Below are 22,053 nucleotides of genomic sequence, written 5' to 3' on the forward strand. Positions count from 1 at the left end.
GGCTTTCAGTGAAGGGTCAGGATGGGCCGCAGACCGGCGGCGCGTAGACAGATCTGTCTACGTGCGAATTCTGGCGCATGTAGACAAGTCTGTCTATAGTGCGGGCATGGCCCCACGCACTGATGTCGACATCGGCGACCTGCCCGCAAGAGAACGCATCCTGCGCACGGCGCACGACCTCTTCTATGCCGAGGGCCTGCGGGCCACCGGGATCGACCGCGTCATCGCCGAGGCCGGCGTGACCAAGGTGACCTTCTACAGACACTTCCCGAGCAAGAACGACCTGATCCTGGCGTACCTGAACCGTCGACACGACCTGTGGATGACGTGGTTCACGGAGGCTTTGGCGCGCCACGGCGGCGCGTCACGGGGTGCACAGGCGCTGCCGCCCGTGCTGAGCGAATGGTTCAGCGGCCAGGCACTCGGCGGTTTCCGCGGCTGTGCCTTTCTCAACGGCGTCAGCGAGATGGGGCCCGCGATCCCTGCGGTCGTTGAGGCCACCCGCCAGCACAAGCAGCAGATGACCGATGCCATCGAAGCCTTGTTGCCGCCGTCGGGTCAGCGGAGGAAGACGGCCGAGGCCTTGGCCATCGCCGTGGATGGCGCCATCGTGCAGGCCCAGTACAGCGAGGATTCGGCACTCGCGCTGCGCGCGCTCCAATTCACTGCCGACCAGTTGAACCACAAAGCCTGAATGCGACTGGAGGTCAGCCTGCTCTGCGCCTTACAGCCTTGGCAGAGCTGGGCTGAGAGATGCGTTCCGATAAGTGCCTCCCACGCTCTGTCGGTGATCTCTCGCGCTCAAGGGCTGCTTTCCACGGGTCAGCATCCCCGACGCCAACGGCCGCAACGGGTCGGCGGGGAGAGTTCGCGGACAAACCTCGAATGTCTCTTCCCGCTGCAGAGCCGTAAATCGCCGACGGCCAGGACCAGCAACGCGTTCCATCCAAGCCAGCCGCTTCGGCCAGGTTTGGCCACCCCCTGCCATCAAACAAAGTCGACGTGCCTGCGCAGCGGCAACTCCCGAATGCGCTTGCCAGTGGCTTGAAAGATCGCGTTGGCCAGCGCCGGGGCCACGGGCGGCACGCCGGTTTCGCCCACGCCGCGGATGGCGCCGCCGCTCTCCAGCACCTTGACCACGATCTGAGGCGCCTGCTGCAGGCGCAGCACCGGGTAGTCGTGGAAGTTGCTCTGCTCGGCCGCGCCCTGGGCGAAGCTGATCTCGCCATACAGCGCGGCACTGAGCCCGAAGATCACGCCCGACTGCAGTTGCGCTTCGAGGTTGCGCGGGTCCAGCGCCGTGCCCACGTCCACGGCAACGAACACCTTGTCGATCTTCACGCCCCGCGGGGTCGTCGTGATCTCGACCACCTGGGCCACCGGCACGCCACGGCACAGGTGAAAGGCCAGGCCCCGGCCGCGCCCGGCGGGCAGCGGCTGGCCCCAGCCCGACAGGGCCGCCACCGCCGACAGCACCTGGCGCGAGGGCTCATGGCTGAGCAGCGCCAGCCGCATGTCCAGCGGGTCGGCGCCGGCCTGCGCGGCCAGCTCGTCGATGAAGCTCTCGATGAAGAAGGCGTTGTACGAATTGCCCACCGAACGCGTGTAGCTCACCGGCCGGGCGGCCGGCGTGCGGTAGGCCGTGGCGCGGTAGTTGGCGATGCCGTAGGGCTGGTCGTAGGCGCCTTCGATGATCTTCGCGTCCGGCCCCAGGGCGGGCAGGCCCAGGCGGCCGAGGTTGGACTCAACCACCGACAGCGAGGCGACCTGGACGTCCAGCGCGCTCACCTGCTTCGCGGCCGTCGTGCCCCGCAAACGTGCCACGGCGGCGGGGCGGTAGAAGTCCTGCGCCATGTCTTCTTCGCGGCGCCAGGTCAGCTTGACCGGCTGACCTGCCATCGCCACGGCCAGCTGCACGGCCTGCGCCACGTAGTCGGACTCCAGGCGCCGGCCGAAACCACCGCCCATCAGCATGACGTGCAGGCGCACCTGGCTGGCATCGAGGCCTGCCAGCTGGGCCGCCTGGTCACGCGCGGCCGTCGGGTTCTGCACGCCGGCCCAGATGTCGAGCTGGCCGTCATGCAGCCAGGCCACCGCGTTCATCGGCTCCATCGTCGCGTGCGCCAGGAAGGGCACGCGGTACTCGGCCTCCAGCACCTTGTCACCGGACAGCGCCTTGTCGACGTTGCCATCGTCCCGCAGCCGGCTGTCCTGGTTCTTCTCGGTCATCGAGGCCACGATGGCATCGACCATCGCCTGGGTGCTGGCGGGGTAGGTCGGCTCCGCCCAGTCGCAGCGCACGGCCTGCACCGCCTGGAAGGCGCGCCAGGTGTTGTTGGCAACGACGGCAACGCCGCCGGGCAGGTCCAGCACCTTCAACACGCCGCGCATGGCCTTGGCGGCGCTGGCGTCCGAGCTGACGAGGGCCGCGCCCTTCGCCGGGTTCATGCGCACGGTGGCGAACACCATGTCGGGCAGCTGCACGTCGATGCCGAAGCTGGCCGTGCCGGTGCACTTGGCCACCATGTCGACGCGCGGCATGGACTTGCCGAGGTAGCGCCACTGTTCGCGGGCCTTCAGTGGCGGGCTCGCGGGCAGCTCGATGCCGGCCGCTGCGGCTGCCAGCTCCTGGTAGCTCAGGCGTCGGCCGTCGGGGGCGATGACGCTGCCGTTGTCGGTTTTCAGCTGTGCTGCCGGCAGGCCGAGCTTGGGTGACGCCGCCGCCACCAGCGCGAACCGCGCCGCCGCACCGGCGGCACGCATGCGGTCGAACAGGTCGGCCACGTTGGAGGAGCCGCCGGTGATCTGCATGGGCAACAGCTTGGCCATCGCGCCCATGGCGCCGCGCATGGCTTCGGCCGCAAGGCCCTGGTCCAGCTCCGAGAAGGGGACGTTGTGCTCCACCAGGGCGCGGTTGTAGTAGGCCGCGCCGGGCGGGCCGTGCTCGACGCGGATGCTGTCCCAGGCCACGTCCAGCTCCTCGGCCACCAGCGCCGCGAGCGTGGTGTGGATGCCCTGGCCCATCTCGGCGCGTGGCGTGATCAGCGTCACGCCCTGGCCATCGATGCGAACAAAGGGCGTGAGGGCGACGGCGCCTGGCGGCAGGTCGTCCAGCAGCGGGTTGGGCGCCGCCTGCCGGACCTTGTAGATGCCGAAGGCGACGCCACCGGCCACGGCGGCCGAGCCGATCAGGAAGCTGCGGCGGGCGATGGTTGCGAGCTTGCCCATGGTCAGGCTCCCCGGGTGCGTGTGGCTGCGTCGTGAATGGCCGCACGGATGCGCGGGTAGGCGCCGCAGCGGCAGAGGTTGCCGGACATGGCGGCGTCGATGTCGGCGTCGCTGGGCGCCGGGTTGTGCTGCAGCAGGGCGGCCGCGCTCATGATCTGGCCCGACTGGCAGTAGCCGCACTGGGCAACCTGGTGCTCCACCCAGGCCGCCTGCACGGCATGCAAGGCGGCTGGCGTGCCCAGGCCCTCGACGGTGGTGACGGCGCCGCTGACGGCGCCCACCGGCGTCACGCAAGAGCGCACGGCGTTGCCGTCCACATGCACGGTGCAGGCGCCGCACTGCGCGATGCCGCAGCCGAACTTGGTGCCGGTCAGGCGCAGCTCATCGCGCAGCACCCACAGCAGGGGCATCTCGGGCTCCACGTCGATCGCGTGGGACTTGCTGTTGACGGTCAGATTCATGGTGCTGCCCTCGTCAGGCATTGACATCAACGACCACGCGGCCGCGGACCTGGCCTTGGAGTACCTGGTCGGCAATTCGAGGCACATCGGCCAGCGCGACCACACTCGTGGCGCTGGCCAGCTTGTCCAGGTCCAGGGCGCTCGCCAGCCGGGCCCAGGCCTGCAGCCGCAGCGGCTGCGGGGCGTTGACGGAGTCGATGCCGGCCAGGGTCACGTTGCGCAGGATGAAGGGCAGCACCGACGCCGGCAGGTCGGTGCCCTGGGCCAGCCCGAAGGCCGCGACGGCGCCGCGATAGCGGGTCTGCGCGAGCACGTTGGCCAACGTGTGGCTGCCCACCGAGTCGATGGCGCCCGCCCAGCGCTCCCTGGCGATGGGCACGCCTGGCTCCGACAGCGTGCGGCGGTCGATGACTTCGGCCGCACCCAGCTGGCGCAGGTAGTCGGTCTCGGCCAGGCGCCCCGTCGAGGCGACGACGCGGTAGCCCAGCCTGGACAGCAGCGCGATGGCGATGGAGCCGGCGCCACCGCCGGCGCCGGTGACCAGCACATCGCCCGAGTCGGGCATGACTTGCGCGTGCTCCAGCGCAAGCACGGACAGCATCGCCGTGTAGCCCGCCGTGCCGATGGCCATGGCGTCGCGCGTCGAGAACACGTCGGGCAGCTGGACCAGCCAGTCGCCGTTGACGCGCGCCCGCTGCGCAAAGCCGCCATGGTGGGTCTGGCTCAGCCCCCAGCCATTGGCCACCACGCGGTCGCCCACCGCGAAGCCGGCGTGGGACGAGGCCTGCACCGTGCCGGCGAAGTCGATGCCGGGGATCAGCGGGTAGTGGCGGATCACCGGCGCGCGACCGCTGACCGCGAGCGCGTCCTTGTAGTTGACCGTCGAATAGTCGATGGCCACGGTGACGTCGCCCGGCATCAGGTCGGCTTCGTCGAAGTCGACCAGGGCCGTCGAGGTCTTGTCGTCCGTCTTGCTGGCCAGCAGCGCCTGGAAGTTCATGTGTGTCTCCGTTGTGATGATGGGTTAGCGAACCCGCAGGCGGCGCGTGCGAAACGTGCCCCAGCCGCTGCCGAGGGCCGACTTCAGGAAGGCCGCCAGGCCGCTCTCGGCCGGGCGCGGCGCCTGGCCCCGCGCGATGCGCTTGAGCTGGCGCGCATACCAGAGCACTTCCATGATGCCCAGCCGGTCCACGGCCTTGAGGCCCGTGCTGATGGTGCGGACCTGCTGTGTGCTGTCCCGCCCTTGCAGCAGGGCGGCGGGCGCGTCGGGGTCGATGGCCAGTAGCCGGGCCAGGCCCACCACGTCCAGTGCGCCGCTGCGCAACGCCGCGTTCATGCCGGCCGCCGTGCGGAAGCCGCCGGTCACCATCAGCGGCACCCGGGTCGTGGCGCGCGCCTGCTCCGCGAAGCCGAGGAAGTAAGCCTCCCGGGCCGCCGTGGAAGCCTTGAGCGGTTCGTGCAACGCGCCGCTCATGGCGGGCGCCTCGTAGGTGCCGCCGGAGATTTCGATGAGGTCGATGCCCGCATCGGCCAGCGCGTGGATCGTCGCCAGCGAGTCCTGCTCGGTGAAGCCGCCGCGCTGGAAGTCGGCCGAGTTGAGCTTGATGGCGACCGCAAAGTCCGGGCCGACCAGACGGCGGATCTCGGCGTAGACGGCCAGCAGGAAGCGACGCCGCTTCTCGGCGGTGCCGCCCCAATCGTCGCTGCGGCGGTTGTGATGCGGCGACAGGAACTGGTTGATCAGATTGCCGTGCGCGGCGTGGATCTGCACGCCATCGAAGCCGGCCTGTTTGCACAGGGCCGCGCTGCGCCCGAAGCGCTGGATGATGTCCTGGATGTCGGCAGCGCTGGCCTCGCGCGGGGTGTCGAAGAAGGCCGCCATGTCCTCGCGGAAGGGCACGGCCGAGGGCGCCAGGTTGAAGGCATTCAAGCCCCGCGTCGATTGCTTGCCCGGGTGGTTGAGCTGCGCCCACAGCGCCGAGCCTTGCGCGGTCGCCGCCTGCGTCCATTGCCGCAGGACGGCCATCTCGGACTCGTCCTCGATGACGACATTGCCGGGCTCGCCGAGTGCGCGCCGGTCGATCATCACGTTGCCGGTGACGATCAGCCCCAGGCCCGAGGCCCCCCAGCGGCGGTACAGCTGCACCAGGCCCGGCGTCGGGCGGTTGTCGTAGGTGGCCAGCGTCTCGCTCATGGCCGCCTTGGCGAGCCGGTTGCGCAGCACGCCGCCGTTGGGCAGGCGCAGGGGCTGGTTCAGCAGGTTGGTTGGCATGGGCGGCTCAGAAGGCGGTGCGGTCGTAGGGCGAGACGCGCTTGGGTGCTTGCAGATAGGCCGTCAGCCCCTGGAACCACATCACTTCCTGGAAGTCGCCGCTGATGGTGAGGTGCTTGCTGCCGACCGCGCGGAGGAAGGCGGCCTGGCTGTCCTTGGCCGACAGGGTGGCGAAGCCCTTGGCTGCGTCCTTGAAGCTGAAGGTGAACTGGGGAGCCGCAGCCAGCCCGGCGAAGGAACGGATGGCGCCGCCCTCGATGACGAAGTAGCGGCCGGCGCCCGAGGCGGTGCGGATCTGGAACACCAGGCGCTTGCTGGCGACGTAGCGCGCGCAGTCGGCGTCGCTGCGGATCTTGCGCTTGAGCATCTGGGCGAACGCCCACAACAGGAACTTGAACTTCAACATGACGGGCGACCTTCAGAGGGCGGGCAAGGCGATCACTCGCCGAGGAACTGGACCGCGTGGCGCAGGAAGCGCTGCGGCGACTGGAACTGCGCGGCGTGGCCAGAGTCGGGGTAGACGAACAACTGGGCGTTGGGCAGGTTGCGCGCCATGTAGAACGAGTTGACGGTCGGGATCATCACGTCGTGCACGCCATTGAGGATGAACGTGGGCTGCTGGATGCCGCGCAGATAGGCGAAGGGATCGTCTTCGGACAGCCTGGGCAGGTAGTGCAGGTTGGCTTCGATCTGGGCCTTGGCCGCCTCGGGTGAGGACGGCGGGTCCTGGTCGACACGCCGATGGCGCCGCTCCCAGAAGTCACGGCCGGCCTGCGCCGCCGCCTCGGAGCGCCCGAAGAACAGGTAGAGGAAGTCTTCAAGCGTCGGCACCGGGTTGACGGCCGTGCCCAGCACGCGGTGCTCCATCTCCGGGTCGCCGCCGCGCGGGCCGGTGCCCAGCAGCATCAGCTTGCGCACCAGCTCGGGGTGGCGCCAGGTCAGGTCCAGCGCCTGGAAGCCGCCCAGCGAGAAGCCGAGCAGGTCGATCTGGTTCAAGCCCAGCGCGCGGACGAAGGCGGCGGCGTCATCGGCCATGTGCTCGATGCGCGTGCGCGGCGTGCCGCCTGACGAAGCCACGCCGCGGCCGTTGAACAGGATCACCTCGCGGCCTTCGGCCAGGCCATCCGTCATCAGCGGGTCCCAGTGGTCCATGCCGCCGCGGAAGTGCTGCAGCATCAGCAGCGGCGGCTGCGCAGTAGCCGCGTTGCCCCAGCGGCGGTAGGCGAAGCGGGTGCCGTCGACCGCCAGGAATCGCGTGGGCGTGGTGAGGTGGGTGTCAGTCATGGGGTGCTGCGCTCAGTTGGCCAGGAAGGCCAGCGCCTTGGACACGAAGTCCGCGTGGTGCTGAAAGATGCCGCCGTGGCCGGCGTCCGGGTAGATGACCAGCTGCGCGTTGGGCAGGCGCTTGGCCAGGTCATAGGAGTTGCTCGTGGGCACCATGCGGTCGTCATCGCCGTTGGCCACGAGGACGGGTTGCTTGACCGTCGACAGATTGGCCGGCCGCTTCTCCCCCCACGCCTTCAGCGCCTGAAGCTGCGACACATAGGCCCAGACGGCGATGTCGCGGTCGCGGTTGTCGGTGCGCTCCTGCAGGCGCTGCAGGAAGGCCTTGCCGGCGTCGATGCCGGCGGGCGTGCGCGTGAAGAACAGGTATTGCTTGGGGTCCTGGCCCGTCAGCGTGGCGCGGATCAGGTCGTAGTTCGCCACGCCCGCAACGGTGCTGATGCCCTCGCCGCCGGCGGGGCCGGTGCCGGCCAGGATCATGCGGCGCACCAGCTGCGGCTCCTTCAGCACGACCTCCTGCGCAATCATCCCGCCCATCGAGAAGCCGAACAGGTCCACCTGCTTGAAGCCCTTGGCCTTGATGAAGCTGAGGGCATCGTCGGCCATCTGTTCCATGGTGTTGGCCGGGCTGCCGCTGGAGGCGCCGACACCGCGGTTGTCGAACGCGATGACGTGGTGCCTGGCGGCGAGGCCATCGACGATGCGCGGGTCCCAGTTGTCCAGCACGGCAGCCAGGTGCACCAGCAGCACGACGGGCGTGCCGCCGTTTTGGCGCCCCAGTTCGCGGTAGGCGTAGGTCACGCCATCGGCAGAGATACTCTGCGTCGGCACGTCCTTCCACGTCGCGGCAGCCGTGTCACTGGCAGCGGCAAGGGGTGACGCGAGCATGGCAGACAGTGCCAGCGCGTAGACGCTCGATTTGAGAAGACGGATGGGCATGGCGTGGCTCCGGGGTGACATGAAGGGGCCGCTCAGGCCTGCGACCGATAGCGTTCGGCCGCGTGCGCCTGGCGCACGTCCGACAGCAGCCCCTGGCGGGCGCCGTTCAGCGCATCCCAGCGTTCCGCGACCTGCAGCGGCGGGATGGTGACCAGCTCGCGGCGGTCAAAGCCCACCAGCGCGGCGTCCACCAGCTCGTCGACGTCCATGACCTCGGGCAGGCTGTTGACGTCCATGCCCGCGCGCTCCCAGATTTCTGTGCGCGTCGCCGCCGGCAGCACCGCCTGCACGTAGATGCCCTTGGGCGAGAGTTCCAGGTGCATGCCCTGCGACAGGAACAGCACGAAGGCCTTGGTCGCGCCGTAGATCGTCATGCCGAATTCCGGCGCCAGGCCCACCACCGAGCCGATGTTGACGATGGCGCCCGCGCCGGCCTGCACCAGGCGCGGCGCGATCGCCGCTGCCAGGCGTGTCAGCGCCGTGGTGTTGAGGGCGATCAGCCGCTCGATGTCTTGCGGGGCTTGCTGGGCGAAGCCGCCGGACTGCGCCATGCCGGCGTTGTTGATTAGCGTACCGATGCGCGCGTCCTCGCGCAGACGGGCTTCGACCGCAGCCAGGTCGGCCTGTTGGGTGAGGTCCGCCTGCTGCACGTCGACCGCCACCTTGTGCGTGTCGCGCAGGCGGGCCGCCAGGGCGTCCAGGCGCGACTTGTCGCGGGCGACGAGGACCAGGTCATGGCCACGCTGGGCAAAGCGCTCGGCGTAGACGGCGCCGATGCCGCTGGACGCGCCGGTGATGAGGACGGTGGAGAGGGTGGTCATGTTCGCGAGCGCCTGCGCGGCGTGATGGGTTGGGATGCCTCAATGATTATGTTCGTCATCAAAAAAGTCAAGACTTTGATGATGATTGACATCAATATAAGATTCGCCCGGTAAAACAACGCGTTCCGGGGTACAGAAGCGATGAAGGTCAGCAAAGCGCAGGCGCAGGCCAATCGGGCGCATGTCGTCGAGACGGCTTCCCAGCTGTTTCGCGAGCGCGGCTATGACGGCGTCGGCGTGGCCGACCTGATGGCTGCGGCGGGGTTCACCCACGGCGGCTTCTACAAGCAGTTCGGCTCCAAGACCGACCTGATCGCGGAGTCGACGGCCTGCGGCATCGCCCAGACCGTGGCGCTGACGGGCGAGGGCCTGGACCCCGCCGAATTCGTCAGGTACTACTTGTCGCGTGAGCACCGCGACGGGCGATCCACCGGCTGCACCATGGCCGCCCTGGGAGGGGATGCGGCGCGGCAGCCCGACGCCGTGCGGGCTGCCTTCTCGACGGGCATCGAGTCCCTGATCGCCGCACTGGCTCCGCGTGGTGAAACGGTGTCCGAGGCCGACGCCAGCCAAGCGCGAGCCAGGATCATCGACTTGCTGTCCCACGCCGTGGGCGCGCTCGTCATGTCGCGGGCCTGCCCGGACGACTCGCCACTCGCCGACGAATTCCTCACCGTCTGCCGCGACGCCATCCTCGGGTCGCTGGTGGCGCCACAGAGTGAAGCGGGGCCTTCGGCGGGCAGCCAACGAGGTTGACGCCGCCTCGATTTCCCGAGCTGTACACAGCCTCGTTACGTCAACGCCTTCTGCGCCACCACAGCCAGAGCCCCGTCACGCCGAGCATCACGAGGGCCAGCACGAGCGGGAATGCCTGCCGCCGGCGCTTGGGCCACCAGAGCACCAGGCCGCCGACGAGCAGAACGCCGTAGGCGAGTGCCAACCGCCAGACCTTGCTGGCCGCGCGTGCGGCGGCGGGCAAGGGGCGGTTGACGCTGCAGCTGCGCCCTGCGTTGGCGGGCGGGCTGTTCGTCAGCCAGGAGCGAGCAGCGGAGTTCAAGGCCTGGCTGGCGCGTTAAGCTGATTCAACAACTGGAGCCCTCGTCATGCGCGCTGCCCTCAGCATCCTCGCCCTCGTCATCGTGGCGGCCATCGTGTTGTCGCTGGTCAAGAAGCAGACGGCCGTGCTGAAGCCGCCGGCTGCCAGCGCCTCCGCCGCGAGCGCGCCGCTGTCCCAGCCGGAGGCGGCGGGCCGGCAGGTGCAGGACAGCCTCAACGACGCGGCCCGGCGCGCTGCCGAAGAGGCCTCCGCAGCCACGAACTGAGAGGCTTTGGCGTCGGCAACGAGAAAGCCGCCCGGCCAGGGCGGCTTTGTTCACGGCGCGAGGCCTCAGACCTTGGTGCGCGGGCGGTCGAACCAGTCGTCCGTCGCGCTGCGCTCCCAGGACGCGATCTGCTTCTCGGCGTCGTCCTTGGCCACGCCATAGCGCTCCTGGATCTTGCCGGCGAGCTGGTCGCGGCGGCCGGCGACGACGTCGAGGTCGTCATCGGTCAGCTTGCCCCATTGCTCCTGCACCTTGCCGGTCAGTTGCTTCCATTGGCCTTCGATGCGATCCCAGTTCATGGTGACTCCTTGTGAACAAAGCAGCTGGCGCTGCGGTGAGGTCACTGTGCTTGGATGCACTGGATCGGCGGGTCGGCGCAGGGGGAGGGCGGTTGTAGGACGGAACCGGTCAGCCCTGTACGACGGCTTGTGCCAGCGCGCGCACGCTCAGAGGCGCCGAGCCCTCGGCCTTGTTGGAGATGGTGACGAACACATCCTGCCCCTCGCCGGCCGTGCCGCGGATGACGCGGGCCAGCTCGGCACGCGTCTCGGGGTCGGGGTCCAGCATCTCGCTGAACTCGCCGTACTTCTTCTCGGCGGCCTCGTAGCCGAAGGCGCCGTGCAGTCGGTTCAGGTTCCAGCGCGCCACCAGCGGGCCGGGCCAGAGCGCGCGCAGCAGTGGGAGCTGTTCGCTCAGCGGCGGCAGCTTGGGGTGCAGGCCCAGGCAATAGCGCGCGCCGGTGTCGCGCAGCAGGGCGACGAGATCGGGCGTCAGCCAGGCAACATCGCGCACCTCCACGGCCAGCACGCCGGCCGGCGGCTTCGGTAGCGCCAGCAGCAGCGCGTGCAGCAGGTCGAACTGCTCGTTCATGCGCGCCAGCCTTGGGCCGGGCAGGGGGCTGATCTGGAGAACCAGCGCGCCGATGCTCTGCCCCAGGCCTTCATAGGCGGGTGCTATGAAGTCCTGCAACGCCGCCATCGGGTCCAGGAACAGCGGGTTGGGCTGTTGGCCGCGGCCGCCCTCGCTGCGCAGCAGCGCGTCGGTCACGAGGCTGGGCGCCTTGACGGTGAAGCGAAAGCCGCGCGGTACCTGCTCGGCATGGCGCTGGAACTCGCTGGCGGCGAGCGGCCGGTAGAAGCCGCGGTCGATGCCGACGGCACGCAGCAGCGGGTGGGCGGCATAGGCCGGCAGGCCGGTCTTGGACAGCGTGGCCTCGCTGTGCTTGCCGGCCCAGACCAGGCCTTGCCAGCCGGGATAGCTCCAGGTGGAGGTGCCGAGGTGGATGTGGGGCGAGAGCCGCGTCGCGAGCGCCAAGTCCTCGGCCAGCGGCGGCGCGGGCTGCACGCCGCGTGGACGTTTCTCGGGTGGCGCGCCGAAGAGGTCGTTCTGGTCCGTCATGGGCGCAGTTGCACGCCGGCCGCCGTCAGCGCCGCGTGGATGGCCCGCGCGAAGGCCAGCGCATGCGGCCCGTCGCCATGCAGGCAGATCGTCTGCGCCTGCAGCGGCACCGTCTCGCCGGTCACGGCTTGCACAACGCCTTCGCGCACCATGCGCAGCGTGCGCGCCACGGCCTCGTCCACATCGTCGACATGCGCGCCGGGCTGGCCGCGCGGCACCAGGCTGGCGTCGGCGCGGTAGCCGCGATCGGCAAACACCTCGGCCACGGGGCGCAGCCCGGCCCGCTCGGCGGCGCGTAGCAGCTCGCTGCCTGCCAGGCCGTAGACGGCGAGGCCGGGGTCCACGTCCAGCACGGCGGCAGCGATCGCATCGGCCAGCACCGGGTCGCGCGCGGCCTGGTTGTAGAGGGCGCCATGCGGCTTGACGTGGTGCAGCCGGCCGCCCTGCGCCTTGACGAGAGCGTCGAGCGCGCCGATCTGGTAGATCAGGTCGGCCTGCACGTCGGCGGGCTTCAGCTGCATCTCGCTGCGGCCGAAGTTCTCACGGTCCGGGTAGCTCGGGTGGGCGCCGATGGCCACGCCGCGCGCCAGCGCTGCCGTCGCAGTGGCCTGCATCAGCCGCGCATCGCCGGCATGCCAGCCGCAGGCGATGTTGGCGGAGCTGACCAGGGCCAGCAGCTCGGCGTCGTCGGGTGCGCCTTCGCCGAGGTCGGCGTTCAGGTCGACATGCATAGCGCCATCCTCATCTGCTCCAGCAGCAATCGTTGTTCGCGCAGCGCGGCCAGCGCTTCGGCCGGCGTGCAGGGCAGGAAGCGCAGCCGCGCGCCCAGGCGCAGCTGGCCGAGCTTCCACAGGTCAGCGCGGATGACGACGGCGATCTTGGGGTAGCCGCCCGTCGTCTGTGCATCGGCCAGCAACACGATGGGCTGGCCGGAAGGCGGCACCTGGACGACGCCGGGCAGCACGCCGTGCGAGGCCAGCTCCTCGCCTCGCTCGCGCTCAAGCGCGGGGCCGGCGAGGCGGTAGCCCATGCGGTTGCTCTGCGGCGTGACGGTCCAGTCGCTGGCGCAGAAGGCTTCGCGCGCAGCAGCCGTGAAGTCGTCGTGCTCGGGGCCGGGTAGCACGCGCACGGTCGGTGTCCACGCAGGCGGGCGCATGCCGACGGCGCGCGCGGGCAGGGCAGGCAAGGGCATCAGCGGCAGGCGGTCGCCGTCGCGCAGCGCGCGGCCGTCCAGCCCACCGCAGCCGCCCTTGAGATCGGTGCTCAGCGAGCCCAGCGCGAGAGGTAGGTCGAGGCCGCCGGCGATGGCGACATAGCTGCGCATGCGCTCACGCGGCGCGGCGAGCTTGAGTGTCTGGCCGGCGCGCACGCGCTGGCGCCACCAGGGGCGCAGCGGGCGGCCGTCAAGGCTGGCCTCGGCATCCGTGCCGGTGACGGCGATGCAGGCGTCGGCATGAAAGCTCAGCGTGGCGGCGCCGAGCGTGAACTCCAGGCCGGCCGTGCCCAGCGGGTTGCCGACGAGCAGGTTGCCGGCCTGCAGCGCGAACTCGTCCAGCGCGCCGCACAGGCTCAGGCCCCGGTCGCGCCAGCCGGGGCGGCCGAGGTCTTGCACGGTGGCGAGCGGGCCGGCGCGAACGATCTCGATCATGTCGCCACGAAGCGCACGCGATCGCCCGGCGCCAGCAGCGTGGGCGGCTCGGCCTGCGGGTCGAACAAGGCCAGCGACGTGCGACCGATCAGCTGCCAGCCACCCGGCGTGGCCAGCGGGTAGATGCCCGTCTGCGCACCGGCTATGCCCACGCCGCCGGCCGGCACGGCCAAGCGTGGTTCGGCGCGGCGCGGCGTGTGCAGGGCCGGGTCCAGCCCGCCCAGGTAGGCGAAGCCGGGCTGGAAGCCGATGAAGTAGACGACGTACTCGCTTTGCGTGTGGCGGTGCTGGACCTCTTCGGCGCTCAGCCCGCAGTGCGACGCGACATCGCCGAGGTCGGGGCCGTCGTAGGTCACAGGGATCTCGACGAGCCGGCCCAGCTGCTGGCGGCGCGGCGGTTTGGCCCACAGCGCGAGCGCCGCCGCTTCCAGCTCGGCGGGCTCGGTGCGCAGCGGGTCGAACACCAGGGTCAGGTTGTTCATGCCCGGGATCAGGGCCTGCACGCCGTCCACGCCTTTCAGGCCATCGGCGAGCTGCCAGAGGCGCTGCTGCTGCGCCAGCGATAGCGGCGCCGGCAATGTGCAGCACAAGGCCGTCTCGCCGAGGGGATGGATGGACAGCGGGGTCATGGCCGAAAGCATGCCATGGGTAAACTGCCGGCCCACATGACCCAGCCCCTTTTCACGCCCGCCGACGAGTACGCCATGCGGCTCGCACTGGATCAGGCGCAGAACGCCTGGCTGGTGGGCGAGGTGCCCGTTGGCGCCGTCATCACGCGGGGTGGCCAGGTCATCGCCACCGGCTACAACCGCCCCATCACGACGCACGACCCGACGGCCCATGCCGAGATCGTGGCGCTGCGCCACGCCGCCACGCTGCTGGAAAACTACCGGCTGCCGGAGTGCGAACTGTTCGTCACGCTGGAGCCCTGCGCGATGTGTGCGATGGCGCTGATGCACGCGCGTTTCAAGCGCGTGGTTTTTGCCGCGCCCGACCCCAAGACCGGCGTGGCCGGATCGGTCATCGACCTGTTCGGCCAGCCCCAGCTCAACCATCACACGCGCATCGAAAGCGGGCTGATGGCCGACGCCTCCGCCAAGCTGCTGCGTGAGTTCTTCGCCGAGCGCCGCGAGGCTGCCCGAGCGCGGCGCGCCGAGCGGCAAGGCCTGATTCCCACCGGCGAAGCCACTGAACTGGACCCCTCCTGATGACTTCCCTGACCCTTTTCACCCCCGCTGGCGCCTTGCCCAAGGCCGAGCCGCTGAAGCGCGCAGCCAAGCGGCTGACGAAGCTGGGCTTCGAGGTTGCCATCGATGCCGATGCGCTGGCCAGGCATCAGCGCTTTGCCGGCGACGACGCGACCCGCCTTGAAGCGCTGCACCGCATTGCCGATGCCGCGCCCTCCATCGCGCTGGCCACGCGCGGCGGCTATGGCATGACGCGGCTGCTGGACCAGATAGCCTGGGCCCGCATCGCCAAGAGCGTGGAGCAGGGCACGCGCTGGGTTGGCTACAGCGACTTGACCGCTCTGCAGAACGGCTTCATCGCCCGCCACAAGGGCTTGGCGATGTGGTCCGGCCCGCTGGCCTGCGACGACTTCGGCCGCAGTGAGGCGGACGGCGGTGTCGACGAGGTCACACGTGACTGCTTTCTCGAAGCGATGAGCGGCGCGCTGGAGGCGGTTGGCTTCCGCGAGCCGACCGGCGGCTTCGACGGCCTGGAGGCGCGTGGCCGGCTCTGGGGCGGCAACCTGACCGTGCTGTGCTCGCTGCTCGGTACACCGCACTGGCCCAAGGTCAAGGGCGGCATCCTGTTCCTGGAAGACGTCAACGAGCACCCCTACCGCGTCGAGCGCCAGCTGCTGCAGCTGCAGCAGGCCGGCGTGATCGACACCCAGGCGGCGGTGCTGCTGGGCGACTTCAGCGGCGCGGCCAAGACGGCCAACGACCGGGGCTATGGGCTCAAGGACGCCGTCGCCGCGCTGCGCAGCCGCACGAAGACTCCCGTGCTGACGGGCCTGCCGTTCGGCCATGTGCGCACCAAGGTCTGCCTGCCGGTCGGTGGCACGGTGGAGCTGTACGTGCAGGGCCGGGAGGCCATCCTGGGCTGGCAGTCCGACCCGCGGCTGGCGCATGGCGCGCATGAGCATGGCGACGACTGCGCCCCGGACTGCGGTCACGCGCACTGAACCGTCGTGGTGGGATTCGGCGGCTGGGTCAAACGGGTTACGAGCGCGTTCGCGGTCGTGCTGCTGGCTGCCTGCAACAACAGCCCGCATCCGCTTGGCGCCGAGCGCGAGAACACGCTCTACATGGCATTCTCGGAGCGCTCGCCGCGTTATCTGGACCCGACCTCGTCCTATACCGCGCCCGAGAGCACCTATGTCTACGAGATCAGCGAGCCGCCCTACGGCTACCACCCGCTCAAGCGACCCTACACGCTGATCCCGCGCGCGGCGGATGCGCTGGCCAAGCCTTATTACCTTGACGCGCAAGGCCGGCGCCTGCCCGACGACGCGCCCGACGAGCAGATCGCCGAGGCCGTCTACGACGTGCCCATCCGCCCCGGCCTGAAGTGGTCGCCCCACCCCGCGTTCGCCAAGGACGCGCAGGGGAACTACCTCTATCACCAGCTCAAGCCGGGCGAGCTGGGCAGCAAGCGCAGCCCTTTCGAGTTCAAGCAACTGGCCACGCGTGAAGTGGTGGCCGAGGACTTCGTCTACGCGCTCAAGCGCCACGCCAGCCCGCGTCTGGACGCGCCGCTGGCGGCGGTGTTCTCGGAGCATGTGCTGGGGCTGAAGGACTACATCGCCACGGTCAAGCGTGCGAACGAAGAGCAGCTGGCCGGGCTGCCCGAGAACCTGGCCGACAAGCCCTTCCTGGACCTGCGCCGCTGGCCGCTGGCCGGCGCGGTGGCGGTGAACGACCACCTGCTGCGCATCCGCCTGAAGGGCCGCTACCCGCAGTGGCAATACTGGATGGCCACCAACTTCACGGCGGCCATCCCCTGGGAGGTGGACGCCTTCTACGCCCAGCCCGGCATGGCGGCCAACTCGATGAGCTGGAACCAGTGGCCGGTGGGCAGCGGCCCGTTCATGATGACCGAGTACGTGCAGGACCGCCGGCATGTGATGAGCCGCAATCCCAACTACCGGCCTGACACCTACCCCTGCGACGGCAGCCCGGGTGACGCCGAAGCGGGCCTGCTGGCGGACTGCGGCAAGCGCATCCCGTTCGTCGACAAGGTCGTGGCCATCAACGTGAAGGAGAAGGTGCCGATCAAGGAGCTGTTCAAGCAGGGCTACCTGGACCTGCCCGAGATGGACCGCGCCGACTGGGGCGTCAACCTCGCGGTGGACCGCGATGACTCGGACGCGGTGAAGGCATTCTTCGAGCAGCGCGGCTTTCGGCTGCCGATGGATGTCGACATCACCAACTGGTACATGGGCTTCAACTGGCTGGACCCCGTCGTCGGCAAGGGCGACACACCGGAGCAGCAGAGGCGCAACCGCGCGCTGCGCCAGGCCATCTCCATCGCCATCGACTGGGAGGAGGGCTATGGCCGCATCTTCCGCGACACGGGTGGCGACGCGGCCCATGGGCCCATCCCGCCCGGCGTGTTCGGGTCCAGGGAGGGGCAGCCGGGCGAGTTCAACCCTGTCACGCACCGGCTGGTGAACGGCAAGGCCCAGCGCAGGCCGCTCGCGGATGCCTTCAAGCTGATGGAGGAGGCCGGCTACCCCGGCGGTCGCGACGTGAAGACCGGCAAGCCGCTGGTGCTGAACTACGACTTCCAGCGCGTCGTCACGCCCGAGCTGAAGGCGCAGAACGACTGGATGGTGCGGCAGTACGCCAAGCTGGGCATACAGCTCGACGTGCGCGCGACCGACTTCAACCAGTTCCAGGAAAAGATCCGCCAGGGCAAGCACCAGATCTTCTGGTGGGGCTGGTTTGCCGACTACCCCGACGCGGAGAACTTCCTGTTCCTGCTCTACGGCCCCAACAGCAAGAGCCAGCACGAGGGCGATAACACGGCGAACTACGTCAACCCGGAGTTCGACCGTCTGTTCCGCAAGCTGCAGTCGCTGGAGGACGGCGACGAGAAGGTCCGGGTCATGGCGCAGATGAACGACATCGCGCGCCAGGATGCGCCCTGGGCCTGGGGCTTCTGGAGCTACTCGGGCCTGGCCTTCCAGCACTGGGTCTACAACGGCAAGCCGGGTGTCGTCGTGCGTGATCGGGCGCGCTACCTGCGCGTGGATGTGAACGAGCGCGCCGCCAAGGTCGCCGCGTGGAACCAGCCGGTGTACTGGCCGCTGGCGGTGCTGGCGGTGGGTGGGCTGGCGATCTTCATCGCCACGCGCCGTGCCTGGCGCAGGCGCGAGACCGCCACGGCCGTGGAGGTGCGCTGATGCTGCGCTTAATGCTGCGCCGCCTGGGTTACGGCCTGGCCATCCTCGTCGGCGTCAACCTGTTCACCTTCTTCCTGTTCTTCTCGGTCAATACGCCCGACGACATGGCGCGGCTGAACATCGGCGGCAAGCGCATCACGCAGGCCCAGATCGACACCTGGAAGACCGAGCGCGGCTATGACAAGCCGCTGTACTTCGACGCCGCCAAGACCGGCACCGAGCAGCTCACGCACACCATCCTGTGGGAGCGCTCGGTCAGCCTGTTCGCGCTGGACTTCGGCAAGAGCGACGCTCGCCAGGCCATCAACATCGGCCACGAGATCAAGGTGCGCATGGGCGTGAGCCTGCAGCTGGCGCTGCCGCTGTTCATCTTGCAGGTCATCGTCAGCGTCGCGTTCTCGCTGCTGCTGGTGTTCTTCCGGCACACGCGCATCGACTTCTGGGGCGTCGTGCTGTGCGTGCTGATGCTGTCCATCAGCAGCCTGTTCTACATCATCGTCGGCCAGTTCCTGTTCGCCCGCGTGCTCAAGCTGGTGCCGATGAACGGCTTCGCGCCTGGGCTGGATGCGGTGCGCTTTCTGGCGCTGCCCATCCTGCTGTCGCTGCTCTCCAGGCTGGGCGGCGAGGCGCGCCTGTACCGCGCGATGTTCCTGGAGGAGATGGGCAAGGACTACGTGCGCACCGCGCGCGCCAAGGGTTTGAGCGAGGGTCGGGTCTTGCGTCGCCACGTGCTGCGCAATGCGCTCATCCCCATCATCACCAGCGCCGGCAGCTATCTGCCGTATGTCTTCCTCGGCAGCCTGGTGTTCGAGAGTTTCTTCGGCATCCCGGGCCTGGGCGCCTTCGTCATCGAGGCCATCACGGGGCAGGACTTCGCCATCGTGCGGACGATGGTCTTCCTCGGGGCGCTGCTCTACATCGCCAGCAATGCGCTGATCGACATCGCCTACACGTGGGTCGATCCCCGCGTCAGACTGCAATGAAGATCGTGCTGCTGTGGACCGACCTCGCGCTGTGGCTGATGGTGGCCGCCATCGTGGCCTACGCGCTGCGCGTCAGATCGCAGGCCAACCTGCGCAACACCTGGCGCCATGTGCTGCGCGACCCGGTGGCCGCCAGCGCCGGCGTCGTCATGGCGCTGTTCCTGGGGGTCACGCTGCTCGACAGCATCCACCTGCGCCCGGCGCTGGCCACGACCGATGGCAGCACCGTCTACGACACGCGCACGCTGTCCACGCTGGACCTGCTGCTGACGCGCCAGACGGCCATGCGCGAGGTCAGCTACTCGGCGCCCTTGAGCGCGCACGGCTTCAACAAGGAGAGCATCGTCGACGCCCAGGGCCAGGCCCGACGTGACTATCCGCGGCTCAAGTTCGGTGGCGCGCACCTGAGTGACCCGGCCACGCAATGGTCGGGCGACGTGGCCCGCCGGACCGCGCTGGGCCTGGGCGGCGGGCTCGCCGTCGCCGCCCTGCTCGTTGCGCTGACGGCCGCCGCGCTCGCCCGCCAACACCATGGCTGGCGCCACGCGCTGGCCGACCTCGCCGCCGACCGCACCTTCTACCCGCTGCGCGCCGTGCTCATCACGCTGGCGGTGATCCTGCTGCTCGCCGGCCCCGTCCTCGCGCTGATGCCGCACTACCACGTGTTCGGTACGGACCGCACAGGCAACGACGTGCTCGTGCAGGCACTGAAGAGCGTGCGCACCGCCTTTGTCATCGGCGCGCTGTCGACGCTGGCCACGCTGCCGCTCGCGCTGGTGCTCGGCGTGCTGGCGGGCTACTACAAGGGCTGGGTGGATGAGGCCATTCAGTACGTCTACACGACGCTCAGCTCCGTGCCCAATGTGCTGTTGATTGCGGCCTGCGTGCTGATGGTGCAGGTCTTCCTGGACAAGAACCCCGAGCTCTTCGAGACGGCCGCCGAGCGTTCAGACCTGAAGATGCTGATGCTCTGCCTCATCCTCGGCCTGACCGGCTGGGCGGGCCTGTGTCGCCTGGTGCGCGCCGAGACCTTGAAGCTGCGCGAGCTGGACTATGTGCAAGCCGCCACGGCCTTCGGCGTGGGCGACCTGCGCATCATGGCCCGCCACATCCTGCCCAACGTGATGCACCTGGTGCTGATCACCGTCGTGCTGAGCTTCTCCGAGCTGATCCTGTACGAAGCGGTGCTGACCTATGTCGGCGTCGGCGTGGACCCGACGACCAGCAGCTTCGGCAGCATGATCAACCTGGCCCGCGCCGAGATGTCGCGCGACCCGGTCGTCTGGTGGAGCTTCGCGGCGGCCTTCGGCTTCATGGTGGGCCTGGTGCTGGCCGCCAACCTGTTCGCCGACGGCGTGCGCGACGCCTTCGACCCCAAGGCCCGCTCGGCGCGGCCGCGCCTCTTCGTGCGCCGGAGAGCCGCCGATGCTTGAGATCGACGACCTGCGCGTGCAGCTGGACGCCGACGCCGGCCTGGTGCGCGCCATTGACGGCATGCGCCTGAGCCTGTCGCGCGGAGAAACCTTCGCGCTCGTCGGCGAGAGTGGCTGCGGCAAGAGCATGACGGCGCTGGCGCTGATGCGCCTGCTGCCCGAGAACGGCCGTGTCGCCAGCGGCGCCGTGCGGCTGGACGGCCAGGACCTGCTGGCCCTGCCCGAAGCCCGCATGCGCGAGGTGCGCGGCGGGCGCATGGCCATGATCTTCCAGGAGCCGTCGACCAGCCTGAACCCGGTCATGCGCGTGGGCGATCAGATCGTCGAAGCCATCGAAGCCCACACCCCGCTGCGCGGCGCGGCCGCCCGCGCCAAGGCCATAGCCTGGCTGTCGCGCGTGGGCATCCCCGAGCCGCAGCGCCGCATCGACGACTACCCCTTCCGCCTATCCGGCGGCCAGAAGCAGCGCGTGATGATCGCCATCGCGCTGGCCGCCGAGCCCGACTACCTGATCGCCGACGAGCCGACGACGGCGCTGGACGTGACCATCCAGGCGCAGATCCTCGACCTGATCCGCGACCTGCAGCGCGAGCGCCAGCTGGGCGTGCTGCTGATCACGCACGACCTGGCGGTGGTCAGCGGCATGGCTCACCGCGTCGCGCTGATGTATGCCGGCCAGATCATCGAGGTCGCGCCGGCGGCGGAGTTCTTCACAACGCCCAAGCACCCCTACGCGCGACTGCTGCTGCAGGCCCTGCCCGACGCCGCCCGGCGCGGCGCGCCGCTGGCAGCGATCGCCGGCACCGTGCCGCCGCTGTGGCTGGACTTTGCCGGCTGCCGCTTCGCGCCGCGCTGCGACAAGGCCATGCGCCACTGCGCCACGACGCCGCCCGAGCTGACCGAGGAAGGCCCGCAGCACCGCGTGCGCTGCCTGCTCTACAGCCAGCTCGGCGAGGCGCTGCCGCGCGAGGTGGCCGTGCCCAAGCCGCTCCCGACCGCGCCGACCGGGCAGGGCGCGCCGCTGCTGGCCGTGCGCGACCTGCATGTGCGCTTCGCGCTGAAGACGCCGCCCTTCCACCGCGGTCCGCGCCACTTCGACGCGGTCGATGGCGTCGGCTTCCAGCTCCACGCCGGCCGCACGCTGGCCCTGGTGGGTGAATCCGGCTGCGGCAAGACGACCTCCGGCAAGGCCATCGTCCAGCTGCTGCGCCGCCAGGCCCAGATCAGCGGCCAGGCGCTGTTCGACGGGCAGGACTTGTTCCAGCTCAGCGGCGCGGCTCTCGTGAAGGCGCGGCGCAGCATCCAGATCATTTTTCAGGATCCGTTCGCATCGCTGAACCCGCGCATGCGCGTCGCCGACGTGCTGGAAGAAGGCCTGATCGCGCTGCGCCCCGAGCTGGACGCCACGGCCCGCCGCGAGCGCCTGCACACGCTGCTCGACCAGGTCGGCCTGCGCCGCGACGCACTGCAGCGCTGGCCCCACGAGTTCTCCGGCGGCCAGCGCCAGCGCATCGCCATCGCCCGCGCGCTGGCGGTGGAGCCCAGGCTCATCGTCTGCGACGAGCCCACGTCGGCGCTGGATGTGTCGGTGCAGGCCCAGATCCTCAACCTGCTGCGCGACCTGCAACGCGAGCAGGGGCTGGCCTACCTCTTCATCACGCACAACATCGGCGTCGTCGAGTACATCGCCGACGACATCGCCGTCATGCAGCGCGGCCGCATCGTCGAGCAGGGCGCCTGCGCCGACGTGCTGGGTGCACCGCGCGAGGCCTACACGCAGGGCTTGCTCGCCGCCGTGCCGCGGCTGCGGGTCATGGATTGACGGTGCCGCGCACCAGCAACGTCCCTGGCTT

Annotated in this window: 23 protein-coding genes; 9 read left to right on the forward strand and 14 right to left on the reverse strand. The window is 69.6% G+C overall.

The features are described 5' to 3' along the window. Nucleotides 1-106: 106 nt before the first annotated feature. Nucleotides 107-694 carry a TetR/AcrR family transcriptional regulator gene (locus ACG00Y_RS06600; protein WP_394477132.1) on the forward strand — a complete coding sequence of 196 codons (588 nt, stop codon included), beginning with the start codon at nucleotides 107-109 and terminating at the stop codon, nucleotides 692-694. Between the two features lie 293 nt (nucleotides 695-987). On the opposite strand, the gene ACG00Y_RS06605 is transcribed toward ACG00Y_RS06600, so the two are convergent. The 8 genes from ACG00Y_RS06605 to ACG00Y_RS06640 all read right to left on the reverse strand — a co-directional run bounded on the left by ACG00Y_RS06605 (nucleotide 988) and on the right by ACG00Y_RS06640 (nucleotide 9,005). Further along, complete coding sequence (locus tag ACG00Y_RS06605; protein WP_394477134.1) at nucleotides 988-3,228, reverse strand: xanthine dehydrogenase family protein molybdopterin-binding subunit; 2,241 nt, start codon at nucleotides 3,226-3,228, stop codon at nucleotides 988-990. Nucleotides 3,229-3,230: 2 nt separating this feature from the next. Continuing rightward, nucleotides 3,231-3,689 carry a (2Fe-2S)-binding protein gene (locus ACG00Y_RS06610; protein WP_394477136.1) on the reverse strand — a complete coding sequence of 153 codons (459 nt, stop codon included), beginning with the start codon at nucleotides 3,687-3,689 and terminating at the stop codon, nucleotides 3,231-3,233. A gap of 13 nt (nucleotides 3,690-3,702) precedes the next feature. After that, on the reverse strand, nucleotides 3,703-4,689 hold the full coding sequence (gene acuI, locus ACG00Y_RS06615; protein ID WP_394477138.1) for an acrylyl-CoA reductase (NADPH): 987 nt from the start codon (nucleotides 4,687-4,689) through the stop codon (nucleotides 3,703-3,705). A gap of 24 nt (nucleotides 4,690-4,713) precedes the next feature. Continuing rightward, nucleotides 4,714-5,961, reverse strand: a complete 1,248-nt coding sequence (locus ACG00Y_RS06620; protein ID WP_394477140.1) for an NADH:flavin oxidoreductase/NADH oxidase family protein — start codon at nucleotides 5,959-5,961, stop codon at nucleotides 4,714-4,716. 7 nt (nucleotides 5,962-5,968) lie between these two features. Then, nucleotides 5,969-6,367: a helicase gene (locus tag ACG00Y_RS06625; RefSeq protein ID WP_394477142.1), complete on the reverse strand. Its 399-nt coding sequence runs from the start codon at nucleotides 6,365-6,367 to the stop codon at nucleotides 5,969-5,971. Nucleotides 6,368-6,399: 32 nt separating this feature from the next. After that, entirely contained in the window at nucleotides 6,400-7,245 is an 846-nt protein-coding gene (locus ACG00Y_RS06630) for an alpha/beta fold hydrolase (RefSeq protein WP_394477144.1), read from the reverse strand. Nucleotides 7,246-7,257: 12 nt separating this feature from the next. Beyond that, entirely contained in the window at nucleotides 7,258-8,133 is an 876-nt protein-coding gene (locus ACG00Y_RS06635) for an alpha/beta fold hydrolase (protein ID WP_394477495.1), read from the reverse strand. A gap of 83 nt (nucleotides 8,134-8,216) precedes the next feature. Beyond that, nucleotides 8,217-9,005, reverse strand: coding sequence for an SDR family NAD(P)-dependent oxidoreductase (locus ACG00Y_RS06640; RefSeq protein WP_394477146.1), 789 nt, complete (start codon nucleotides 9,003-9,005; stop codon nucleotides 8,217-8,219). A 141-nt stretch (nucleotides 9,006-9,146) separates the two neighbouring features. Between ACG00Y_RS06640 and ACG00Y_RS06645 the strand changes: the two genes are divergently transcribed. Then, nucleotides 9,147-9,761, forward strand: a complete 615-nt coding sequence (locus ACG00Y_RS06645; protein ID WP_394477148.1) for a TetR/AcrR family transcriptional regulator — start codon at nucleotides 9,147-9,149, stop codon at nucleotides 9,759-9,761. Nucleotides 9,762-9,801: 40 nt separating this feature from the next. Here ACG00Y_RS06645 and ACG00Y_RS06650 read toward each other — a convergent pair whose 3' ends face one another. Beyond that, nucleotides 9,802-10,062 (reverse strand): Loki-CTERM sorting domain-containing protein, encoded by a 261-nt coding sequence (locus ACG00Y_RS06650; protein ID WP_394477150.1) that lies wholly within the window; start codon nucleotides 10,060-10,062, stop codon nucleotides 9,802-9,804. 46 nt (nucleotides 10,063-10,108) lie between these two features. Between ACG00Y_RS06650 and ACG00Y_RS06655 the strand changes: the two genes are divergently transcribed. Further along, the gene (locus tag ACG00Y_RS06655; RefSeq protein WP_394477152.1) at nucleotides 10,109-10,327 is read left to right on the forward strand and encodes a hypothetical protein; all 219 of its coding nucleotides are present in this window, start codon (nucleotides 10,109-10,111) and stop codon (nucleotides 10,325-10,327) included. Between the two features lie 65 nt (nucleotides 10,328-10,392). Here ACG00Y_RS06655 and ACG00Y_RS06660 read toward each other — a convergent pair whose 3' ends face one another. From ACG00Y_RS06660 to pxpB, 5 genes are all read right to left on the reverse strand, one after another. After that, a complete protein-coding gene (locus tag ACG00Y_RS06660; RefSeq protein ID WP_394477154.1) occupies nucleotides 10,393-10,626 on the reverse strand; it encodes a CsbD family protein in 234 nt (77 codons plus the stop codon). A 109-nt stretch (nucleotides 10,627-10,735) separates the two neighbouring features. Next, nucleotides 10,736-11,725 carry a DUF72 domain-containing protein gene (locus ACG00Y_RS06665; protein ID WP_394477156.1) on the reverse strand — a complete coding sequence of 330 codons (990 nt, stop codon included), beginning with the start codon at nucleotides 11,723-11,725 and terminating at the stop codon, nucleotides 10,736-10,738. Continuing rightward, nucleotides 11,722-12,456 (reverse strand): 5-oxoprolinase subunit PxpA, encoded by a 735-nt coding sequence (pxpA, locus tag ACG00Y_RS06670; protein WP_394477158.1) that lies wholly within the window; start codon nucleotides 12,454-12,456, stop codon nucleotides 11,722-11,724. Before pxpA ends, ACG00Y_RS06665 begins: the two co-directional genes overlap by 4 nt. Continuing rightward, nucleotides 12,441-13,373, reverse strand: coding sequence for a 5-oxoprolinase subunit C family protein (locus tag ACG00Y_RS06675; protein WP_394477159.1), 933 nt, complete (start codon nucleotides 13,371-13,373; stop codon nucleotides 12,441-12,443). The genes pxpA and ACG00Y_RS06675 overlap by 16 nt, the downstream gene beginning before the upstream one ends. Next, a complete protein-coding gene (pxpB, locus tag ACG00Y_RS06680; protein ID WP_394477161.1) occupies nucleotides 13,370-14,002 on the reverse strand; it encodes a 5-oxoprolinase subunit PxpB in 633 nt (210 codons plus the stop codon). The genes ACG00Y_RS06675 and pxpB overlap by 4 nt, the downstream gene beginning before the upstream one ends. Nucleotides 14,003-14,038: 36 nt before the next feature. On the opposite strand from pxpB, the gene tadA reads away from it, so the two are divergent. From tadA to ACG00Y_RS06710, 6 genes are read left to right on the forward strand one after another with little or no spacing between them, the layout of a single operon-like run. Then, the gene (tadA, locus tag ACG00Y_RS06685; RefSeq protein ID WP_394477163.1) at nucleotides 14,039-14,581 is read left to right on the forward strand and encodes a tRNA adenosine(34) deaminase TadA; all 543 of its coding nucleotides are present in this window, start codon (nucleotides 14,039-14,041) and stop codon (nucleotides 14,579-14,581) included. After that, nucleotides 14,581-15,561 (forward strand): LD-carboxypeptidase, encoded by a 981-nt coding sequence (locus tag ACG00Y_RS06690; protein WP_394477165.1) that lies wholly within the window; start codon nucleotides 14,581-14,583, stop codon nucleotides 15,559-15,561. Before tadA ends, ACG00Y_RS06690 begins: the two co-directional genes overlap by 1 nt. Nucleotides 15,562-15,570: 9 nt before the next feature. Continuing rightward, complete coding sequence (locus tag ACG00Y_RS06695) at nucleotides 15,571-17,784, forward strand: ABC transporter substrate-binding protein (protein WP_394477497.1); 2,214 nt, start codon at nucleotides 15,571-15,573, stop codon at nucleotides 17,782-17,784. After that, complete coding sequence (locus ACG00Y_RS06700) at nucleotides 17,784-18,767, forward strand: ABC transporter permease (protein ID WP_394477167.1); 984 nt, start codon at nucleotides 17,784-17,786, stop codon at nucleotides 18,765-18,767. Before ACG00Y_RS06695 ends, ACG00Y_RS06700 begins: the two co-directional genes overlap by 1 nt. Beyond that, on the forward strand, nucleotides 18,764-20,200 hold the full coding sequence (locus ACG00Y_RS06705) for an ABC transporter permease (protein WP_394477169.1): 1,437 nt from the start codon (nucleotides 18,764-18,766) through the stop codon (nucleotides 20,198-20,200). Before ACG00Y_RS06700 ends, ACG00Y_RS06705 begins: the two co-directional genes overlap by 4 nt. Next, entirely contained in the window at nucleotides 20,193-22,022 is a 1,830-nt protein-coding gene (locus ACG00Y_RS06710; RefSeq protein ID WP_394477171.1) for an ABC transporter ATP-binding protein, read from the forward strand. Before ACG00Y_RS06705 ends, ACG00Y_RS06710 begins: the two co-directional genes overlap by 8 nt. The last annotated feature ends 31 nt before the right edge of the window (nucleotides 22,023-22,053 follow it).

It is taken from the genome of Pelomonas parva (assembly GCF_043555835.1).
GTDB classification, from domain to species: domain Bacteria; phylum Pseudomonadota; class Gammaproteobacteria; order Burkholderiales; family Burkholderiaceae_C; genus Pelomonas; species Pelomonas parva.